20 protein-coding genes are annotated in these 19,209 nt (G+C 64.9%); 7 read left to right on the forward strand and 13 right to left on the reverse strand.

The window, feature by feature from the left end; all coding sequences use genetic code 11:
* Window positions 1-150: 150 nt before the first annotated feature.
* The 3 genes from boxB (at window position 151) to CTATCC11996_RS00955 (ending at window position 3,725) form a co-directional block, all read left to right on the forward strand.
* Entirely contained in the window at window positions 151-1,575 is a 1,425-nt protein-coding gene (gene boxB / locus CTATCC11996_RS00945; protein ID WP_003072011.1) for a benzoyl-CoA 2,3-epoxidase subunit BoxB, read from the forward strand.
* A 107-nt stretch (window positions 1,576-1,682) separates the two neighbouring features.
* Window positions 1,683-2,984 carry a benzoyl-CoA 2,3-epoxidase subunit BoxA gene (gene boxA / locus CTATCC11996_RS00950; protein ID WP_003072013.1) on the forward strand — a complete coding sequence of 434 codons (1,302 nt, stop codon included), beginning with the start codon at window positions 1,683-1,685 and terminating at the stop codon, window positions 2,982-2,984.
* Window positions 2,985-3,122: 138 nt separating this feature from the next.
* Window positions 3,123-3,725 carry an HD domain-containing protein gene (locus CTATCC11996_RS00955; protein WP_003072015.1) on the forward strand — a complete coding sequence of 201 codons (603 nt, stop codon included), beginning with the start codon at window positions 3,123-3,125 and terminating at the stop codon, window positions 3,723-3,725.
* 167 nt (window positions 3,726-3,892) lie between these two features.
* On the opposite strand, the gene CTATCC11996_RS00960 is transcribed toward CTATCC11996_RS00955, so the two are convergent.
* Together CTATCC11996_RS00960 and CTATCC11996_RS00965 are read right to left on the reverse strand one after the other, a co-directional pair.
* Window positions 3,893-4,621 carry an aspartate/glutamate racemase family protein gene (locus CTATCC11996_RS00960; RefSeq protein ID WP_003072017.1) on the reverse strand — a complete coding sequence of 243 codons (729 nt, stop codon included), beginning with the start codon at window positions 4,619-4,621 and terminating at the stop codon, window positions 3,893-3,895.
* Between the two features lies 1 nt (window position 4,622).
* A complete protein-coding gene (locus CTATCC11996_RS00965) occupies window positions 4,623-5,504 on the reverse strand; it encodes an amino acid ABC transporter substrate-binding protein (protein WP_003072019.1) in 882 nt (293 codons plus the stop codon).
* 270 nt (window positions 5,505-5,774) lie between these two features.
* Between CTATCC11996_RS00965 and CTATCC11996_RS00970 the strand changes: the two genes are divergently transcribed.
* On the forward strand, window positions 5,775-6,998 hold the full coding sequence (locus tag CTATCC11996_RS00970) for a D-amino acid dehydrogenase (protein WP_003072022.1): 1,224 nt from the start codon (window positions 5,775-5,777) through the stop codon (window positions 6,996-6,998).
* A gap of 12 nt (window positions 6,999-7,010) precedes the next feature.
* On the opposite strand, the gene CTATCC11996_RS00975 is transcribed toward CTATCC11996_RS00970, so the two are convergent.
* Window positions 7,011-7,919, reverse strand: coding sequence for a LysR substrate-binding domain-containing protein (locus CTATCC11996_RS00975; protein ID WP_003072024.1), 909 nt, complete (start codon window positions 7,917-7,919; stop codon window positions 7,011-7,013).
* Between the two features lie 21 nt (window positions 7,920-7,940).
* Entirely contained in the window at window positions 7,941-8,507 is a 567-nt protein-coding gene (locus tag CTATCC11996_RS00980; RefSeq protein ID WP_003072026.1) for a cob(I)yrinic acid a,c-diamide adenosyltransferase, read from the reverse strand.
* A gap of 185 nt (window positions 8,508-8,692) precedes the next feature.
* On the opposite strand from CTATCC11996_RS00980, the gene CTATCC11996_RS00985 reads away from it, so the two are divergent.
* A complete protein-coding gene (locus CTATCC11996_RS00985) occupies window positions 8,693-9,061 on the forward strand; it encodes an EF-hand domain-containing protein (RefSeq protein WP_003072028.1) in 369 nt (122 codons plus the stop codon).
* A gap of 24 nt (window positions 9,062-9,085) precedes the next feature.
* On the opposite strand, the gene CTATCC11996_RS00990 is transcribed toward CTATCC11996_RS00985, so the two are convergent.
* Together CTATCC11996_RS00990 and CTATCC11996_RS00995 are read right to left on the reverse strand one after the other, a co-directional pair.
* On the reverse strand, window positions 9,086-10,057 hold the full coding sequence (locus CTATCC11996_RS00990; protein ID WP_003072029.1) for a BMP family lipoprotein: 972 nt from the start codon (window positions 10,055-10,057) through the stop codon (window positions 9,086-9,088).
* Between the two features lie 15 nt (window positions 10,058-10,072).
* Window positions 10,073-11,071: a Bug family tripartite tricarboxylate transporter substrate binding protein gene (locus CTATCC11996_RS00995; protein WP_003072031.1), complete on the reverse strand. Its 999-nt coding sequence runs from the start codon at window positions 11,069-11,071 to the stop codon at window positions 10,073-10,075.
* Between the two features lie 298 nt (window positions 11,072-11,369).
* On the opposite strand from CTATCC11996_RS00995, the gene CTATCC11996_RS01000 reads away from it, so the two are divergent.
* Entirely contained in the window at window positions 11,370-12,797 is a 1,428-nt protein-coding gene (locus CTATCC11996_RS01000; RefSeq protein ID WP_003072033.1) for an FAD-binding oxidoreductase, read from the forward strand.
* A gap of 88 nt (window positions 12,798-12,885) precedes the next feature.
* Here the strand turns inward: CTATCC11996_RS01000 and CTATCC11996_RS01005 are convergent, their stop codons facing one another.
* A complete protein-coding gene (locus CTATCC11996_RS01005; RefSeq protein ID WP_003072034.1) occupies window positions 12,886-13,713 on the reverse strand; it encodes a hypothetical protein in 828 nt (275 codons plus the stop codon).
* 47 nt (window positions 13,714-13,760) lie between these two features.
* Window positions 13,761-14,363 (reverse strand): tetratricopeptide repeat protein, encoded by a 603-nt coding sequence (locus tag CTATCC11996_RS01010; protein ID WP_003065258.1) that lies wholly within the window; start codon window positions 14,361-14,363, stop codon window positions 13,761-13,763.
* A gap of 197 nt (window positions 14,364-14,560) precedes the next feature.
* Here CTATCC11996_RS01010 and CTATCC11996_RS01015 point away from each other — a divergent pair, with 197 nt between their 5' ends.
* Window positions 14,561-15,313, forward strand: coding sequence for a class I SAM-dependent methyltransferase (locus CTATCC11996_RS01015; RefSeq protein WP_003072039.1), 753 nt, complete (start codon window positions 14,561-14,563; stop codon window positions 15,311-15,313).
* A 6-nt stretch (window positions 15,314-15,319) separates the two neighbouring features.
* Here the strand turns inward: CTATCC11996_RS01015 and sorU are convergent, their stop codons facing one another.
* The 5 genes from sorU to CTATCC11996_RS01040 all read right to left on the reverse strand — a co-directional run bounded on the left by sorU (window position 15,320) and on the right by CTATCC11996_RS01040 (window position 19,142).
* Window positions 15,320-15,655: a SorU family sulfite dehydrogenase c-type cytochrome subunit gene (gene sorU, locus CTATCC11996_RS01020; protein ID WP_003072042.1), complete on the reverse strand. Its 336-nt coding sequence runs from the start codon at window positions 15,653-15,655 to the stop codon at window positions 15,320-15,322.
* An 89-nt stretch (window positions 15,656-15,744) separates the two neighbouring features.
* On the reverse strand, window positions 15,745-16,956 hold the full coding sequence (gene sorT, locus CTATCC11996_RS01025) for a SorT family sulfite dehydrogenase catalytic subunit (RefSeq protein ID WP_003072045.1): 1,212 nt from the start codon (window positions 16,954-16,956) through the stop codon (window positions 15,745-15,747).
* 47 nt (window positions 16,957-17,003) lie between these two features.
* A complete protein-coding gene (locus tag CTATCC11996_RS01030) occupies window positions 17,004-17,591 on the reverse strand; it encodes a hypothetical protein (RefSeq protein ID WP_003072048.1) in 588 nt (195 codons plus the stop codon).
* The gene (locus CTATCC11996_RS01035; protein ID WP_003065266.1) at window positions 17,588-18,148 is read right to left on the reverse strand and encodes an RNA polymerase sigma factor; all 561 of its coding nucleotides are present in this window, start codon (window positions 18,146-18,148) and stop codon (window positions 17,588-17,590) included. Before CTATCC11996_RS01035 ends, CTATCC11996_RS01030 begins: the two co-directional genes overlap by 4 nt.
* Before the next feature lie 100 nt (window positions 18,149-18,248).
* A complete protein-coding gene (locus CTATCC11996_RS01040; protein WP_003072053.1) occupies window positions 18,249-19,142 on the reverse strand; it encodes an AraC family transcriptional regulator in 894 nt (297 codons plus the stop codon).
* Between the last annotated feature and the right edge of the window lie 67 nt (window positions 19,143-19,209).

Below are 19,209 nucleotides of genomic sequence, written 5' to 3' on the forward strand. Positions count from 1 at the left end.
CCGCTTCCCCCTCTCTGGCACTGCGTGCCGGAGGGGGGCAACGCCCTCGCAGCGGGGCGGCCCTTGCTCGGCGTTACTCGCCTGGGCTGCACCAGTTTCACAGCGAATACACGGCTTCATGAATCGGCAAAACATCACAGGAGACACCCCATGAGCAGCATCGACTACAGCCAGAAGATTCCCAACAACGTGGACCTCAGCGGCGACCGCACACTGCAGCGCGCCCTGGAGAGCTGGCAGCCCAATTTCATCCGCTGGTGGGACGACGTGGGCCCCGAAGGATCGACCAACCACGAGGTCTATCTGCGCACCGCGGTGAGCGTGGATCCGCAGGGCTGGGCGCAGTTCGGCTACGTCAAGATGCGTGACTATCGCTGGGGCATTTTCCTGAACCCGGCGGATCAGGAACGCAGCATTCATTTTGGCGATCACAAGGGCGAGAAAGCCTGGCAGGACGTACCCGGCGAGCACCGCGCCAACCTGCGCCGCATCATCGTCACGCAAGGCGATACCGAGCCCGCATCGGTGGAGCAGCAGCGCCACCTGGGCCTGACCGCGCCGTCCATGTACGACCTGCGCAATCTGTTCCAGGTCAATGTGGAAGAAGGCCGCCATCTCTGGGCCATGGTCTACCTGCTGCACAAGCATTTCGGACGTGATGGACGCGAGGAGGCCGAGGCCCTGCTGGAGCGCCAGAGCGGCGATGAAAACAACCCGCGCATTCTGGGCGCCTTCAATGAAAAAACGCCGGACTGGCTGGCGTTCTTCATGTTCACCTACTTCACCGACAGAGACGGAAAATTCCAGCTCGCAGCGCTGGCCGAGTCCGCGTTCGATCCGCTGGCGCGCACCACCAAATTCATGCTGACAGAAGAGGCGCACCACATGTTTGTCGGCGAGTCCGGCGTCTCGCGCGTGCTGGCCCGCACCTGCCAGGTCATGAACGAGCTCAAGACCGACGATGTGAACAAGCTGCGCAGCGCGGGCGTCATCGATCTGCCCACGATCCAGCGCTATCTGAACTTCCACTACAGCGTGACCATCGACCTGTTCGGTGCCGACCAGTCGAGCAATGCCGCCACCTTCTACAGCTCGGGCCTCAAGGGCCGCTACGAAGAGGGCAAGCGCGAGGACGACCACAAGCTGCACGACCAGAACTACAAGGTGCTGGAGGTGGTGGACGGCAAGTTGCAGGAGAAGGAAGTGCCCATGCTCAACGCCTTGAACGAGGTGCTGCGCGACGACTACATCAAGGACAGCAATGCCGGTGTGGGCCGCTGGAACAAGGTGATGGAAAAGGCCGGCATCGACTTTCGCCTGACGGTGCCGCACAAGGCCTTCAACCGCCAGATCGGCGCGCTGGCAGGCGTGCGCATCAGCCCCGACGGCCGTCCCGTGAGCGAGCAGGAATGGCTGGCCAGAAAGAACGAGTGGCTGGCCACCGACGACGACCGCAACTTTGTCGCATCGCTGATGAAGCCATGCCTGGAGCCCGGCAAGTTTGCCGGCTGGATTGCCCCGCCGGTCATGGGTATCAATCGCCAGCCCGTGGACTTCGAGTACGTGAAATTCTGATCCCCCTGAGCGGCTACGCCGCGTCCCCCGAGGGGGACGACATCCTCGCGGCGGGGCGGCCCTTGCTCGATGTCACTGAGTTGGGTTGCCCCGGTTTGGAGAACAAAATGAGCACCATCACGCTGATTGAAAACGGCATCCTGAAGCAGCATCTGATCGACCCGGAGATCTGCATTCGCTGCAACACCTGCGAGGCGACCTGCCCCGTGGACGCCATCACGCATGACGACAACAACTATGTGGTCATGGCGGACAAGTGCAACGGCTGCATGGACTGCATCTCGCCCTGCCCCACGGGCTCCATCGACAACTGGCGGCTGGTGTCGGCCAGCAAGCCCTACAGCGTGGCCGAGCAGCTGGGCTGGGAGAGCCTGCCCGAAGAACTATCTGCCGATGTGCTGGCCGCCGCGCAGACGACCGAGAATGCCGGCGATGTGCAGGATCTGAGCCAGGCCCAGGCCGTGATTGCGGCCGCTGCCGGCCTCGCCGAAAGCGGCGCTGCGGAGGTCTTTCGCGCAGCCAGCTATGGCGCCACCACGCCGCCCTGGTCTGCCGCCCATGCCTACACCAATCTGCATGGTCCCAAGGCTGCGGTGACGGCCACGGTGGTGGGCAACCTGAACTGCACGGAAACCGGCTTCGACAACGAGACCCACCATATCGTGCTGGACTTCGGCGCCATGCCTTTTCCGGTGCTCGAAGGCCAGTCGCTGGGCATTGTCCCGCCGGGTGTGGATGCCGGCGGCAAGCCCCATGTGGCGCGCCAGTACTCGATTGCCAGCGCCCGCAACGGCGAGCGCCCCGGCTACAACAATCTGGCCTTGACCGTGAAGCGTGTGGTCGAGGATCACCAGGGCCAGCCCGTGCGCGGCGTGGCCAGCAACTATCTCTGCGATCTGCAGGTGGGTGACAAGGTGCAGGTCATAGGCCCGTTCGGCAGCAGTTTTCTCATGCCCAATCACCCGCGCTCGCACATCGTGATGATCTGCACCGGCACGGGCAGCGCGCCCATGCGCGCCATGACGGAATGGCGGCGCCGCCTTCGCAAGAGCGGCAAGTTCGACAGCGGCAAACTGCTGCTGTTCTTCGGTGCGCGAACGCCTCAGGAGCTGCCCTATTTCGGCCCCTTGCAGAACCTGCCCAAGGATTTCATCGACATCAACTTTGCCTTCTCGCGCGTGGCCGGCCAGCCCAGGCGCTATGTGCAGGATGCCATGCGCGAGCGCTCGGCCGATCTCATGGAGCTGCTGCGCGACGACAACACGCACATCTATGTCTGCGGTCTCAAAAGCATGGAGGACGGCGTCGTGCTGGCCCTGCGTGACGTAGCCCAGCAAGCAGGCCTGGGCTGGGAAGAGCTGGGCGCAAGGCTCAAGCGCGAAGGACGCCTGCACCTGGAAACCTACTGACGCCTGAAGCCCTCGCGCACCCCGTCTGCGGCAAACAGGATTCGCCCATCAACGCAGCGGCTGCATGTCATGCCCTTGACAGCGCAGCCCCTGCCAGCGCCCTACAGTGCAACGACCATAACCCACGAAAGACATGGCATGAATGCACGGGCGAACTTTCTGCGCATGCAAGACAGCACGCGTGAAGACTGGCAGTTGATCGGCGGCGAATTCGCACACTTCACCAGCGGTCTGCCTGACAGGGTGATGGCCCACCTGAAGCTGCTGGAGGGCGACTATGGCGGCTTTCCGGTGGACCGCTATACCCACTCCCTGCAAACCGCCACGCGCGCGCTGCGCGACGGCCGCGACGAGGAGTATGTGGTGTGCGCGATGCTGCACGACATTGGCGACACCCTCGGGTCCTTCAACCACCCCGACATTGCCGCCGCAGTTCTCCAGCCCTTTGTGAGCGAGGCCAACCACTGGATGGTCCAGCATCACGGCATCTTCCAGGGCCACTATTTCTTCCATCACATCGGCCTGGACAGAGACATGCGCGAGCAGTTCCGCGAGCACCCGCATTACACGCGCACGGCTGAGTTCTGCGAACTCTATGACAACCCGGCCTTCGATCCCCGGGGCGAGACCTTGCCCCTGAGCGAGTTCGAACCCATGCTGCGCCGCCTGATGCAGCGGCCCCGGCAAAGCATCTACAAGGCCGCCATGGACTCGGAGATGCAGGACGCCCGGAAGTCGTAGCACGCGCCGGCATGGCGTCTGCAGGACCCTTTAAAAAATGAGCTGTCATCGCCTGTCCATCAACAAACTTGGCAATGATTCGATCCATGTTTGTTTTACAACATGCGATTGCAGCTCATCTTTTTGATGAGTATTGGCCTGCTCCGCCATGCGTGCTGCCACCGCAGCTAATGCGCGTAGGCGTCCTGCGCCAGCGCACAGGCCAGTATCCAGGCCGGGTCCACCAGCTCGGCGCCGCGTGCCTGCGGCGCCTGCGGCAGGGCCAGCGGGATCTCGGTGCAGCCCATGATCACGGGCACGGCGCCATGGCGCTGCAGCAGCGGCGCCAGCGCCTCGCCGAAGCATTGCACGGCCAGCGGCATATCGCCCTGTTTCACACCCTCGTAGATGCCTTGCATGAGCCGGGCCCGGCCCGCCGGTCCTGGCCGCAATGCGGCAATGCCGCAATCGGCCAGTGCCGCGTCGTAGAGCCCGCTGTCATAGGTGCCGTCCGTGGCCAGCACCAGGGCCTGGCGCACGCCACCTGCCTTCAGATGCAGCGCCGTCTGCTGCGCGATGTGCAGCACGCGCAACTGCGGGAAAAACGCCTGTATCTGCCCATGCCAGGCATGGGCCGTGTTGCAGGCCAGGGCCACGCTGCGCACGCCCAGGGCCGCGAGCCGGCCCGCGCCCTGCAGCAGATGTGGGGCCGGGCCCGCAGGGGACTGCGGATCGCGGCGCAGCGCCTGTGTGCGATCGGGCACGGGCAGTTGCACCAGCCAGTGCTCGGGATAGGCCTGGTCATGCACGGGCGAGCCCTGTTCCTGCAGATGCCGGGTGCAGGCCTGCACGAACAGGCGCACGAAATCCGCGCCCGCAGCAGGCCCCATGCCGCCGAGAATGCCCACCGCCCGCATCTCAGAACGCCGGCTTGTCACCGCGCTCCTGCACGTTGCGCTGCAGCTGCTCGCTCATGGGCAGGCCCAGGGCCGCGTTCTTGGGTGGGATGGGCTGCATGAACCATTTGTCGTAGAGCCTGGCGAAGGCGCCCGACTTCATCATGTCGCCGATCACGCCATCCACCAGCTGCTTGAACTGGGGGTCGTCCTTACGCAGCATGCAGGCATAGGGCTCGACCTGCAGCGCATCGGCCACGACGTGGAAATCCTTGGGATTCTTGGCGTTGGCGATCAGGCCGTAGAGCAGGATGTCGTCCATGCCGAAGGCTGCGGCGCGGTCGTTCTCGACCAGCAGAAAGCCGTCGGCATGGTCCTTGGCCATGACGATATTCATGCCCCAGCCCTGCTCGGCATTGGCCTTGCGCAGCACCTGCAGATTGGTGGTGCCGGTGGTGATGGACGCTGTCTTGCCCTTGAGGTCGGCATAGTTCTGGATGCCCGAGCTCTTCTTCACCAGCAGCCGCGTACCTGTGTAGAAGTGATTGATCGCAAAGCCCACCTCCTTGGCCCGCACCGTGTTGTTGGTGGTCGATCCACACTCCAGATCTATGGTGCCGTTGGCCAGCAGCGGCATGCGGTTCTGCGAGGTCACGGCCTGCCAGCGCACCTCCAGCGCGGGCTGATTCAGCACCTTCTTCACGGCTTCGGCCACCGCCTGCGAAAGCTCCACGGTCATGCCGATGGGCTTGCCGTTGTCCAGGTAGCTGAAGGGCACGGAGGACTCGCGGTAGGCCAGCGTGATGCGTCCGCTGTCGCGCACCTTGGCCAGGGTATCGGCATGAGCGGCGCCCAGAAAACCCAGGCCCAGTGCCGCACAAAGCGCGGTGGAGTGAAGTTGCATGCGGTGTCTCCTCTTCGGTGGTGGATGTGCCGCCAGTGTAGAAAGCGCGCCCGGCTCCGGGGGATGACAATATCGGGCTGATCCATGCCCCTGGTTTATGGGTGGCAGCGCAGGCACCGCCATGCTCCGGGTAAACACCGCGCCCGGAGGCCACTCGGCCCCACGCATCGCGCGCTCAGGCCATAACCTGAGTGCATACCCCGCATGCCAAATGCCATGGCTGCCCGGCCCCGTACGGGCCTACAGTGCTGCAGCATGGAGAAACGATCAATGCATGTCTGCATCGTGGGCGCCGGCATCGTCGGCCTGGCCACTGCCTATGCGCTGCAGCGCGCGGGCTGCCGCGTCACGATCCTGGAGCGCGGGCCCGGCCCGGCAGCGGGCGCCAGCGGCGGCAACGGCGCGCAGCTCAGCTATTCCTACGTGCAGCCGCTGGCCGATCCTGGCATCTGGAAGATGCTGCCGCAGCTGCTGCTGGAAAAGGACTCGCCGCTGGCCCTTCGCCTGCGCGCCGATCCCGCCCAATGGGCCTGGGGACTGCGCTTTCTGGGCGCCTGCAATTCACGTGCCTCCATGGCCGGCACGCAAGCGCTGCTGAGGCTGGCCGCCGAGAGCCGGCAGGCCTTCGAGAGCCTGCAGGCGCAGGAGTCCCTGAGCTGCGCACTGCACACGCCGGGCAAGCTGGTGCTGTACCAAACGCAGCAGGGCCTGGATGCCGCGGCCCGGCAAGTGGCCCTGCAATCGCGCCTTGGCGGCGCCAGCCAGCAGGTGGTGGATGCCACCGCCGCCGTGCGCCTGGAGCCCGCGCTGGCCGGCTACGCGGGCCGCATGGCGGGCGCCGTTCACACCCCCAGTGAAAGCGCTGCCGACTGCCGCCAGCTGTGCGAGCAGCTGGCAGCGCTGCTGACAGCGCGCGGTGCCGAGTTGCGCTACGACACCGAGGTGCTGGGCTTTGAGCGCCAGGGCGACGCCGTCACCGGCCTGCGCACCGCCGCCGGCCTGCTGCAGGCCGAGCACTACGTGCTGGCCAGCGGCTGGGAAAGCCCGGCCCATGCGCGCCAGCTGGGCCTGCGCATTCCCGTCTATCCGCTCAAGGGCTACAGCATCACTGTGGACATCCCCTCCAACCACACCCATGCAGCGCCGCGCGTGAGCGTGACCGACACCGCGCGCAAGGTGGTGTTCGCGCGCCTTGGCGAGCGCCTGCGCGTGGCCGGCATGGTGGAGATCATCGGCCGCGACACACGCATCGATACGGCCCGCATCGACAGCCTGCGCCGCTCCACGCAGCAGGTCTTTGCCCAGTTGCCGCTGCAGGGCTCGCTGCATCCCTGGAGCGGCATGCGCCCGGCCACACCCACGGGCCTGCCCATCACCGGCCGCCAGCGCGGCGGACCGCACAATCTATGGCTGCAGACCGGCCATGGCGCACTGGGCCTGACGCTGGCCTTCGGCTCGGCGCAGCGACTGGCCGCGCAGATGCGCGCAGCCTGAACACGGGTCTGTTCAGGAGGCGCTCAGAAGTTCTTGCAGGGCCTTGCGCATTTCCTGGGTCATGGCACGCGCCAGCACCGATCCCGGGCGCTGGGGCAGGCTCAGCGCGTTCACGCCCACGGTGATGCGCGGCAGCAGCGGCACCACGTGCACGCGGCGCCGGTCGGCCGCCAGTGCCGTGCAGCCGTCCATGATGGCCGCGCCCAGCCCGTATTCGGCCATGGACAGCGCCGCATGGTAGGTCTGCACCGTCACCACGGGCGACAACCCCACGCCATGCTCGCGGCAGGCCTGGCCCAGGCGCATGCCCAGCGGGTCGCGCGCATCGAGCGCAACCACAGGCAGATCGGCCAGATCCTTGAGTTCCATGCCTTCGGCGCGCACGCGCGAAGGCGGCAGCAACCCCTTGGGCAGCACACAGAACATGTCGACCTCGGCCAGCAGTTCGTGCTCCAGTGCGGGCTGGCCCGCGGAGCTGATCACAAAGCCGACATCGGCCTCCTGCAGCAGCAGGGCCGACACCACCTGCGGCGTGTGCAGCGCCTGCACGTGCACCTGGACCTGCGGATGGCGGCGCCTGAAGCCCGCCACGGCGCGCGGCAGTACCTCGCGGCTGAGCGCGAACACCGTCAGCACATTGAGCCGGTCGGCCGACTGGCCGTGGCGCAGGTTGGCGGCCAGGCGCTGCACCTCGTCGAGCTGCTCGAACAGCTTCTCGATATGCGGAAACAGGGCCAGTGCCTCATTGGTCGGCGTCAGCCGCCCCCGCGCGCGCTGAAACAGCGCAAAGCCCATCTGCAGCTCGGCATGCTGCAGCGTGCGGCTGACCGCTGGCTGGGTGACGTTGATGAGGCGCGCGGCCGCGCTGACGCTGCCGGTCTGCATCACGGCATTGAAGACTTCGATATGTCGCAGACGCATGCCCGGCCTCCTGCCTCCGCTTCACTCGGACTGTGCTCGCGCCAGGCGTTCGCTCTTCCAGTACACATCGTCGCCGCCGTCGATGCGGTTGAGCACGCGGGCCAGCACGAACAGCAGATCGGACAGGCGGTTCAGATACTGGCGCGGAGCAGCCCGCATGGTCTCGGCCTGCTCCAGCGCCACCACCTGGCGCTCTGCACGGCGCGCCACGGTGCGGCATACATGGGCCTGCGCGGCAGCGCGCGTGCCGGCCGGAAGGATGAACTCCTGCAGGCGCGGCAACTGTGCGTTGTAGTGGGCCAGCGCGTTGTCGAGCTGCAGCAGCGCATCGTCCTTGAGCAGCTCATAGCCCGGCATGGACAGCTCGCCGCCCAGGTTGAACAGCTGATGCTGGATGTCGATAAGCAGGTCGCGCACATCCTGGGGCATAGGCTCGCACAGCAGCAGGCCGATATGCGAGTTAAGTTCATCCACATCGCCCATGGCATGCGGGCGGCCGCTGTTCTTGGAAACGCGGGTGTTGTCTCCCAGGCCGGTGGTTCCGTCATCTCCGGTGCGGGTGGCGATTTGCGTGAGGCGGTTGCCCATGGGTCATCCCTTGTCAAAGCTGCGAATTTTTCGGGGCCGGAACGGCCCTCAGATACGGCCGCCATTGTGCGTTACAGCCCGCAGGCAAATGTAGTCTGAGGCAACAGCAGGCAAAAGTGCTGGCCCTTTGCCGCCTCACAGGGTGCAATGCACTCCTGTTATCGCATAGAGAAGGAATGCCATTCATGAACAAGAAGAATCTGCTCAATTGCAAGGTCTCGTCATTCGAAGTCGTCAGCGTGGTGCTGTTCTCCGCACTCACCCTCGGCGGGGGCATGGCTTTTGCGCAAACCGGCAGCGGCAATGCCGGCGAGAACAAGGAGCCGGCGCGCATCGTGCAATCGGGCGCGGCCACCGGCGTGCAGCAGGCCCCTACCGTCAAGAACAGCGTGCAGGCGGCCTTCGAGCGTGCCGACGCCAATCGCGACGGTCAGCTCAGTGCGCAGGAAGCGCGCCAGCTGCCTGTCATCTCCCAGCGCTTCGAAGAGATTGACAGCGACCGCAACGGCCAGCTGTCACGCGCCGAATTCGACAAGGGCGCTCAGCAGTACTGAGGCCTTGCCGCGGCGCTTTCCGGATCACGCCGCAGCGCTGAGTTCCTCCTGCGGCAAGGCGAACTCGGGCCCGGCATAGTCCAGGTGAATCTCGAACTCGCGGCGCAGCAGGCGCTGCGCCCAGTCTTCGACCAGGCTGCGCTGCGCAGCACTCACCCCTGCCCCCATTTCCAGCCGCACCAGGCTCGGCTCCTCGAGGCCGAAGGCTCGATAGCCACCCAGCGGCAGCAGACCCCGGGCATGGTCCTCGACGGCGCGAAACAAGGCCTCGCCGGAATCTGAGATCGCCGAGGCCACAAACACCTCGGGCTCGCGCTCCACCCAGTTCAGCACATTGCCGATCTGCACCACGCCATGTTCGCGGCAGGCCTGTGTCACACCGGGGCGGCCGCCATCGAGCATGGCAAACACAATGTCCAGATCCGTCTGCTCGACCATCGCCGAGACACAGCTGCGGGCCCAGCCCGGACGATGCTGGTGGCCACAGAACTGGGTGACGAGCTGCCCCTCGAAGCCGGCACGCCTGAGTCCGTCCGCATAGGCCGCGCGACCACGCAGACCCGGCGGCACTTTCTCGCCCGAAAAATGCCCCACATTGCCCGTCTTGCTCCACTGGCTGGCCAGCACGCCTGCGAGGAAGGCCGACTGCTCCTGCAGCACCTCGTAACGCGCCACATTGGGTGCTGCCCAGCTGCCTTGCGTGACCGCAAAGGCCTGCTCGGGCCTGCGCTCGGCCAGGATCTGCACCGGACCGTCGCCCTGACCGCCATGCGCAAGAATCAGCGCATAGCGGCCGCCGCACAATGCGGACATTTCGGCGGCGCGCTGCTGGGCCGACTGGCCGGCCACCCAGAGCACATCGACCTCATGGCCGGCATCTCTGGCCTTGTGGGCTCCGCGCAGTCCCGACTCATTGAAACTGCCCTGCCCTTCGGGGCCAAACAGCACCACGGCATAGCGCGGCTTACGGGGTGAATACAGTTTCTCTCTGCTCATCGTTGTCCTGACTGGTTAAAGTTTTGCGCCTGTCTTTTTCGCGATGTCGCCCCAGGCCAGATGCTGGTCTGCAATCAGCTGGGTGAAGGCTTTGGATTCCATATCCCGGGTCACGAATCCCTGGGCTTGCAGCGTCTGCGCAAACTCGGGACGCGCGCTGATCTGCCGCACCGCGCTGGCGATTTTTTCGGCCAGCGCCCCGGGCAGACCGGCGGGGGCCGAGATGCCGACGAAATTTTCGGAGACCAGCTGTGCCAGCCCCAGTTCGGCCACACTGGGCACCGCCGGTGCCTGCGCCACGCGGCGTGGCGATGTCAGCGCCAGCAGCTTGAGCCGGCCCTGCTTATGCAGCGCGATGTTCTGCGGCAAGGCGTCGATCGCCAGCTTGATATGGCCGCTGAGCAGATCCGCACGCATGGGACCGGCACCGCGATAAGGCACATGCTCCATGGACAGCTTGAGCGTCTGCGCAAACTGCTCGCCCACCAGATGTCCCACCGAGGCAGCACCTCCGCTGCCAAAGGCCACGGGAGCAGGCTGCTCCTTGATCCAGCTCACCAGCTCGCTCAGGCTGTTGGCGGGCACCGAGGGATGCACGGCAAACACCGTGGGCACGGCGCCGATGTAGGCCAGGTGTTCGAAACTGCGCAAAGGGTCGTAGCCAGGGCTTTGCAGCAGCGATGGCGCTATCGACAGCGCCGCCGAATTGGATACCAGCAGCGTGTAGCCGTCATTGGCGCTGTGCGCCACGATTTGCGCACCAATGGACGAGCCCGCGCCCGGCTTGTTGTCTATGACCACGCTCTGGCCCAGCTTTTCTGCCAGCGCAGGAGCCAGCACCCGCGCCACGATATCGCTGGAGCCGCCGGGCGGGAAGGTCACGACCAGTTTGATGGGCCGCGCCGGCCAGGCGTGCGTCTGCGCTGCACGCACATGCCATGCAGCGCCCAGCATGCCTGCCGCCGACACCCCGGCCAGCCCCTGAATGAATGATCTGCGACCCGTATCGCGCATAGCTCCGCCCTCCGAACTGCTTTTGGTTTGAAGCGAGCTCTGCAGCGCACGCCATGAGGCTTGCCAATATAGGCACACCAGGCACAAACCCTAAACACTGATTTCTCATTAGCTAGGGCGCAACTTATCTATGTGCTCGCGGCAGACGGCTGCGCCACGACGAAACCGCGATCTCTGCCAGCTCCAATGGGCATGCGCCAGCGCAGCGATTGCGACCTTGAGCGGCACGGCCTAGTACCCAATACGTACACGTCCGGATCGGGCCAGGTGGTATTCTTTTTCTCCTCTGGAGACCCCGATGAACGCACCTGTTGCCCATACCTCGCTGCAGCCCGATTTCGTGCAGCGCCCCATCCCCGAAGAATTTCTGCTGGCTCTGCAAACACGTTTCGGCGGCCAGTGCTCCACGGCGCTGGCCGTGCGCGAGCAGCACGGCCGCGACGAAGGTGCGATTTCTGCGCCCCCTCCGGCAGCCGTGGTGTTTGCCGAATCCACCCAGGACGTGCAGGATGCCGTCACGCTCTGCGACCGGTACGACGTGCCCGTGATTGCCTACGGCGCAGGATCGTCGCTGGAAGGCCATCTGCTGGCCGTGCAAGGCGGCATCACCATCGACGTCAGCCGCATGAACCGGGTGCTCTCGGTCAACACCGAAGACCTGACCATCACCGTGCAGCCCGGCATCACGCGCAAGGCATTGAACGAGGCCATCAAGGACACCGGCTTCTTCTTTCCCATCGACCCCGGCGCCGACGCTTCGATTGGCGGCATGACCTCGACCCGCGCCAGCGGCACCAATGCCGTGCGCTACGGCACCATGCGCGAGAACGTGCTGGCCCTGGAGGTAGTGACGGCCAGCGGTGAAGTGGTGCGCACCGGCAACCGCGCCAAGAAGAGCGCTGCCGGCTACGACCTGACCCGCCTGCTGGTGGGCAGCGAAGGCACGCTGGGCATCTTCACCGAGATCACGCTGCGCATCTATCCGCTGCCCGAAGCGGTGAGCGCAGCCATCTGCTCTTTTTCCAGCATCGAAAACGCCGTGCACACGGTGATCCAGACCATACAGATGGGCATTCCCATCGCCCGCGTGGAACTGGTCGATGTGAATTCAGTGCGCATGGTCAATGCCTACAGCAAGCTGTCCCTGCGTGAAGAGCCCATGCTGCTGATGGAGTTCCACGGCTCGCCCACGGGCGTGAAGGAGCAGGCCGAGATGGTTCAGGACATTGCCCATGAATTCGGCGGCAATGCCTTTGAATGGGCCGAGCGCCCCGAAGACCGTACGCGCTTGTTCACCGCGCGCCACAATGCCTATTTCGCGGCCGTCTCCAGCGTGCCCGGCTGCCGCTGCATCACCACCGATGCCTGTGTGCCCATCAGCCGCCTGGCCGATGCGCTGCTGGAGTGCGTGACCGAAGCCGATGCCAGCGGCATCCCCTACTTCCTGGTCGGCCACGTGGGCGACGGCAACTTCCACTTCGGCTATCTGATCGACCCCGACAACGAAGCCCAGCGCCAGCAGGCCGAGCAACTCAACCATACGCTGGTGGCACGCGCTATTGCACTGGGCGGAACCTGCACGGGCGAGCACGGCATCGGCATCCACAAGCAGGGCTTCTTGCTGGAGGAAGCTGGCGTTGGTGCGGTGCAGATGATGCGCGCCATCAAGCAGGCTCTGGACCCCAAGAACATCCTGAACCCGGGCAAGATCTTTCAGCTGCAGTAAGCAGCGCTCGAGGCGCTTGCTGAAGACGCGCAAACCATGAAAAAAGGGCCTGCAACTGCAGGCCCTTTTCTGTTCTCGGATCGGCGCTTTACTTGCCGACCTTGAGCTGACCGCCACGACCCAGGCCGCCCTTGACTTCCTGCGCCTTGTAGTTGCGCAGCGAGATCACCATGTTGTTGTAGGCATCCATGAAGGCGGCCACCGTGGCCTTGCCTTCGGGTGAGCGCGAGAAGCCGCCCAGACCACCACCCACGCCACCGCCGAACGCGCCCATGGCAGCGCCGAAGTTGGTGGCTGTGGAGTTGCCTTCGGAGATGGAGATCTGCACGCCAGAACGGATGTCGAACATGCTCAGCGTCACCACCGAAGCCTTGCTCTGCATGGCGCCGCCGATCAGCGTACCCACATTGCCGAACAGACCGCCCACACCCGCTGCCAGCTGGCCGGTTGCATCGTTGTCGATGATGATGGAAGGCTCCATGTAGTAGTCGGCTGCCACGCGCTGGCCCTTTTGCTGCTTGGAGCCGGCACGGAATTCACCGGAATTGCGCTGCTTGTCGGTGATCGCCGACATCTTGCTTTCGGTGCGGTTGTTGCCGATGGAGGTGATCACGAAGCAGTTGGACTGCTGCACGGCCAGACGGATCAGGGGTTCGATGGTCGTGATCTTGGTGGCAGCGCCAAAGCTGGCATACCAATCCTTGCCGCGACCGTCATCCACGGCCAGGGTGCCCAGAGGGGCATCGCAACGCTCCAGCGTAGGGTTCGCATTCACGCTGGTTGCGCCGCCCGCTGCGCCGGTGGCAGCCGTGGGAGCCGTACCCGTGGAGATGGTGCCGCCGCCGGGGGTCACGCAGCCGCCCAGTGCCAGGGCCGATGCGATGGCTGCCAGACGCAGCGTTGTCTTCTTGGACATAGTGATGCTTTCTAAAAAATAAAAAATGCTGCTGCGCTCACGGCGCCTCAGCGGTAATACCAACCCGACGAGCCCCACACCATGTAGTAGGGCGCGCCCACATACCAGCCGTTCCAGGACTTGCGCTCGTCCTCGATGGCCTGATAGCGTGCATGTGCATTCTGTTTGGCGGCCTGCGCCTGAGGCAGCAGTCGCTTGGCTTCCTTGAAGCCCTTGGCGGCAGCACGCGAAAGCCAAGCCTCGGCCTCGGCAGGGTCCGGGCCCATTTCTTCAAAGCCCAGCAGATACAGACGACCCAACGCAAACTGGGCCTGACCGTTACCGGCATCGCCGGCCTTGCGCATCCACTCGATGGCCTGATAGCTGTTGCGCTCCACGCCATCGCCGCGCAGATAGCGCAGGCCCAGGTCATAGGCTGCGCGAGGATCCGCTTCGGCTTTTTGCACCAGTGCCGCCAGGCGGCGCTCCGCCTCGGGATTGACGGGTTCGCCGCGGAAAGTCGCGACATTGCGCGGCAGCTCGGAACAGTTATTGCCTTCGCACAGGCGCACGGTGGGCGAAGCAGGTGCCAACTGCTCCTGCGGTGTCTGTACCGCGCATGCTGTCAACGCAAGAGCCGCCAATGAAAAGGTGGGGGCGAGCAGGCGCATGGATGTCTCCTCTGAATTCTCAGCCACTGAAAGCCGAAAAGTATACATAAGCAAAAATCAGTAATTTTTACGACGAGTTGACAACACGCATACCCCACCAAAGAGGGGTATCCCGCACAAAATGCAAAACTCCGACAAGGCCTTGTCTGCGCTTCGGTGTCTTGACGCCTGTGTATGACGGATACATTTCAAAACTCATGACAAAAAAATGGCTTGCCTCTACCTGGCCTCTGCCTGCACTGCTCGTCTGGCTGCTGGCCTGGATGATCTTTGCGGGACTGGCGCGCCTGCTGCCCTGGTGGCTGGCCCTGCTGGTCGCCGGCAGCTTCAGCACGGCAGCCAGTCTCTGCGGGCCCAACTGGTGGCGCAGGCTCATCATTGCGGCCGGGTTTCCGCTGTCGTTTCTGGTGCTCAGCGCCAGCCAGTTGCCCGCCTGGGGCTGGCTGCTGCCTCTGGGCTTGCTGCTGCTGATCTACCCGCTCAATGCCTGGCGTGATGCCCCGGTCTTTCCAACGCCGTTCAATGCGCTCAAAGGACTGGCAGAGATCGTGCAGTTGCCGGTGCAGGCGCTGGTGCTGGACGCCGGCTGCGGCATGGGCGATGGTTTGCGCGCGCTGCGCAGCGCGCTGCCGCAGGCCCGCCTCCATGGTCTGGAATGGAGCTGGCCACTGGCGATTGCCTGCGCCCTGCGCTGCCCCTGGGCACGCGTGCGACGCGGCGATATCTGGCTGGCCGACTGGAGCGGCTATCAGCTGGTCTATCTGTTCCAGCGGCCCGAAAGCATGGGCCGCGCCGCTGTCAAGGCGGCCACCGAGATGCAGCCCGGCAGCTGGCTGGTGAGCCTGGATTTCCAACTGCCCGGCGTGGAAGCGACGGCATGCCTGCAAGGCAATAGCCGCCACAAGGTATGGATCTACGCCATGCCGCTGGATGGCGCGCAGCGCGGCTGAGGCGCTTTACTTGGCTGCGCCGCTGGCCTTGCTCACGTAAAGAGCAACGGCAGCGATATCGGCTTCGCTCATTGTGGCCTTGAAGGAGGGCATGGAGCCGATTCCGTCCTTCAGAGCGCGCGCCACGCGGGCCGCATCGGGCTGCAGCTCGTCCAGCACGGGGCCGATGGCGCCTTCGGTGCCGGCGTCCTTGAGGGTATGGCACACCGCGCAGGCAGGGACTGCAGCAGTGGTGAACAGCTCTTTGCCGCGCGCCATCTGGGCAGACTGATCGGCATGGGCGGCAGTGCCCGCAAAGGCGGTCAACAACAGGGCGGCAAGGGTATGGTTTGTCTTCATCATTGTTCTTGGAGAAATGCGATGCATCGGGGTTGGATCCCATGCCCTGCGTCCCTTCTTCTGGCACCGGGCATGGGCAGTGATTGCGACGCTCAGGCCACGGTGACCGTCACTGCGTGGTCGGCCCAGCTGGTGTTGTTGTAGCCGCTCTGGTTTTCACCGCGCGTCTCGGGCTGCACATTGCCCTTCACATCAGTCGCGCGGCTGGCCAGCTGATAGGTGCCCTTGGGCAGCTGGGCCTGGAGCACGAACTGGCGCCAGGCGTACCTGCCCATGTCGGGGCCCACCAGACGGGCCTGCTTCCAGGTCTTGCCGCCGTCGATGGAGACTTCCACGCCCTTGACGGCGTTCATGCCGCCGAAGGCCACGCCCTGAATCTGCACCAGACCGGAGGCCTGGTTGCCGTCCTCGGGGATGGGGCTGTTGATCCATGACTTGACGCTCATCTCCTGCACCGAAGGCTGGCTGGGATCTCCCTTGCTGCCCGGAGGCGAGATGCGGTAGCCGTGGGACATGATGTGCGCTTCGCTTTCCTTGGCGGTAAAGACCAGCTGCTTGATGTACTTGATGTTGTTCACGCCGGTGTAGCCGGGCACGATCAGGCGCAGCGGGCCGCCATGGGCCAGAGGCACGGGCTCGCCGTTCATCTCCCAGGCCAGCAGCGCGTCCTCCATGGCCGAAAGGGGCACGGAGCGCTCCACCAGCACGCTCTTGGGATCGAGGCCTGCGGGCAGCACCTCTCCGCCCGTTCCCGTCATGTAGACCATGCCGTCGGCCACGCCGCCCAGGGCCTTGACCACATCGCGCACGGGCACACCGCTCCAGACCACGCAACCAGCAGCACCCACCGTCCATTGCGTACCGCTGGGCTTGGAGGGGAAGAAGGCGCGACCGTTGCCAGAGCATTGCAGCACCATGGTCACGGTCTCCAGACCCATGGTCTTGAGTTCACGCACGCTCAGCTGTCTGGGTTTTTTCACACCATCGATCTGCACCGCCCATGCGTCGCGGTCGGCCACGATGGCCTCGGAAGGCGTCGGCAGGTTGTTGCGCACATAGAGCTGGCTGGTGGGCGTGACCACGCCGGCGCCAAACGCGCTGCGCTTGGTCTCGATGGTGGTGGAGCTGTGCACGATCACGGCATCGGCATTCTTGAAGCTGGCATAGCCGGGCAGAGGCTTGGCGGCGGGCGCTGCCGCCTGAGCCATGGCTTGGCTCTGGAAGCTGGCCAGACCGGCTGCAGCCAGCGCGCTGGCGCTACCGGCGAGCAGGCGACGACGCGGCAGGGATGTGGGTTGTTGCATGGTGTCTCCTTGGTAATTGTGGTGAATGCTCAGCGCGAAAATCCGGTTCAGCCATCGGCTTTCTCAGGTGCCCCCAGAGCGCGTGATGCCACGGCCAGAGCCTGTTTCTTCTGTGCGATCAGCACCAGAGGGCGGCCTTCGCGCGAGCGCACCACCTGCCAGTAGCTGTTGGCCCACCAGCCCTGGCCGTCGGCAATCGGCTGGGGCTGCTCGAAGGCCAGCACGGTGACGATGCCGCCTTTTTCAAAAAAAGTGGTCAGGTGATAGGCGCGACTGCCGTCGATATCGCAGGGCCGCATGAGCTGGGTGTAGCCGGGCAGCTTCTGGTCGGCAGGCCAGTCCATATGCCTGGCAATCTCGGCCTCCGGGATGAACTGGCCACGCAGCGTGCGTTCGTAATACTCATGCTCGATGGCCGAGCGCACCATCTGCGGCGGGCGCAGGCTCAGCACGCCGCCCGCAGCAACGCTGCCGACCATCACGGCGGCACACAGTGCATGCAGGCCACGACGGGCGTACCAGGGCGTGTGGCGCAGCAAATGGGTCGGCGGCTCGCCGGGCTCGAAAGCCAGTGCCAGCTCGGCACGGGCACGCAGGTCGAAATCGGTGTCTTCGGGGCGGTCTTGGTGTTTCATGGTGCGCGCTTTCTCAGCGGTATCACGCCGGCAGCTGCGGAAGATTCGGTGGTGGCCCCTGCGGGACGGCGTGCAGGCTCCTGCAGTGCCGTCTTGAGCGCTTCACGGGCCCGCGCCAGGCGAGAGAGCACGGTGCCCGGTGCAATATCCAGCGCCTCGGCCATCTGGGCCGTGGGCATGTCGTCAAAGTAGTAAAGCACCAGCACTTCACGATGGATCGGGGCAATGCGGCTCAGCGCCTTGACCACGTCCAGCTGCGCATCGAGTGCATCGTGGTGATTCACGCCCTGCTCGCAGGCTTCATCCAGAGACTCGGTCTGCGATTGCACAGGATCGAAGTGCCTGAAGGCATGACGGCGCATGATCTGGAACAGCCAGGCTCTGGCCATGCTCTGGTCGCGCAGCTGGTGGCGAAAGCGCCAGGCGCTGGTGAAGCAATCCTGCACCACATCCTCGGCCGTGGCACGCGAGCCCGTCAGCGCCCAGGCGCTGCGCAGCAAAAAGCGGTAATGCTCGCGCACCCACTGGTTGTAGCGCGACTCGGCAGAGAAGATCATGGTGATAAAGAGCGCAGGCCTGCTGCTTTCATTCCATGTCGCTGCAAATATTTTCTGGAGCCACCCGGCAAATACAGATGAGGCTTGCAGCCCTGTTCAATCAATCGCTGGCAGCCATGACCTTGGTGTGCATGCCAAAGAACTGCGCAGGCGGCATGCCCACCGTGCGGCGCACCATGGCGCTGAAAGCGCTGGGACTGTAGTCCAGCTCGGCAGCAATGCGCTGAATCGGCCAGTTGCGCGCTGCCAAGCTCACGGCATGGGCCAGCACCACCTGCTGGCGCCACTGGGTAAAACTGCATTCCAGCTGCTGGCGAAACAGTCGCGCCACGGTGCGCGGACTGGCCCCGGTATCGCGCGCCCAGTCTTCCAGCGTCTCGTTGCGCGTGGGGTCGGCCAGCACGGCCTCGCACAGCAGGCGCAAGCGCTTGTCCTGGGGCAGGTTCACGCCCAGTTGCACGGCACTGGCGCGGCGCAGCTCGTCGAGCAGCAGCTGACTCAAATGGTGCTCGCGCGCCCTGTCCTGCTCGGACAGCTGCAGGCTGTCATCGGGCAGCGTGGGCAGCTCGCGCACCACGGCGCGCAGCAGATCCGACGCGTTGAGCACCCGGCATTGGCGCCAGGCCGCCTCTTGCTCAGGGCTGACATCGGGGCCGCAACGCCCCTGGGTCTGAAAGAAGTACAAGGTGCGCAGATCGGCACTTTCCACCATGGTCACCGCATGCTCCATGCCCGGCGGCACCCACAGTGCGCGGGACGGCGGCACGATATAGGTGCCCTGCGCTACTGTCAGGCGTATGGTGCCCGTGGTGGAGATGGCCAGTTGCCCCCAGGGATGACGGTGCGGCTTGACCTGGGTGTCGGCCTCCAGCCAGCGACATTTGGCGCGCACCGGGCGCTGCGCCGAGGGAATGTAGAGATGGGGTGTCAGCGTCTCCACATAGGCGGTGGCCTTGCCTGCACGCAGGGGCTCGGGGTCGTGGAGGCTGGACATGATGGTTGGCTGGCTTGCGATAGCAATTGGCAGACTATCGCATACAAGACGCAAGCAGTCTGCCTAA

The sequence above is a fragment of the Comamonas testosteroni ATCC 11996 genome (assembly GCF_000241525.1).
Lineage (GTDB): Bacteria > Pseudomonadota > Gammaproteobacteria > Burkholderiales > Burkholderiaceae_C > Comamonas > Comamonas testosteroni.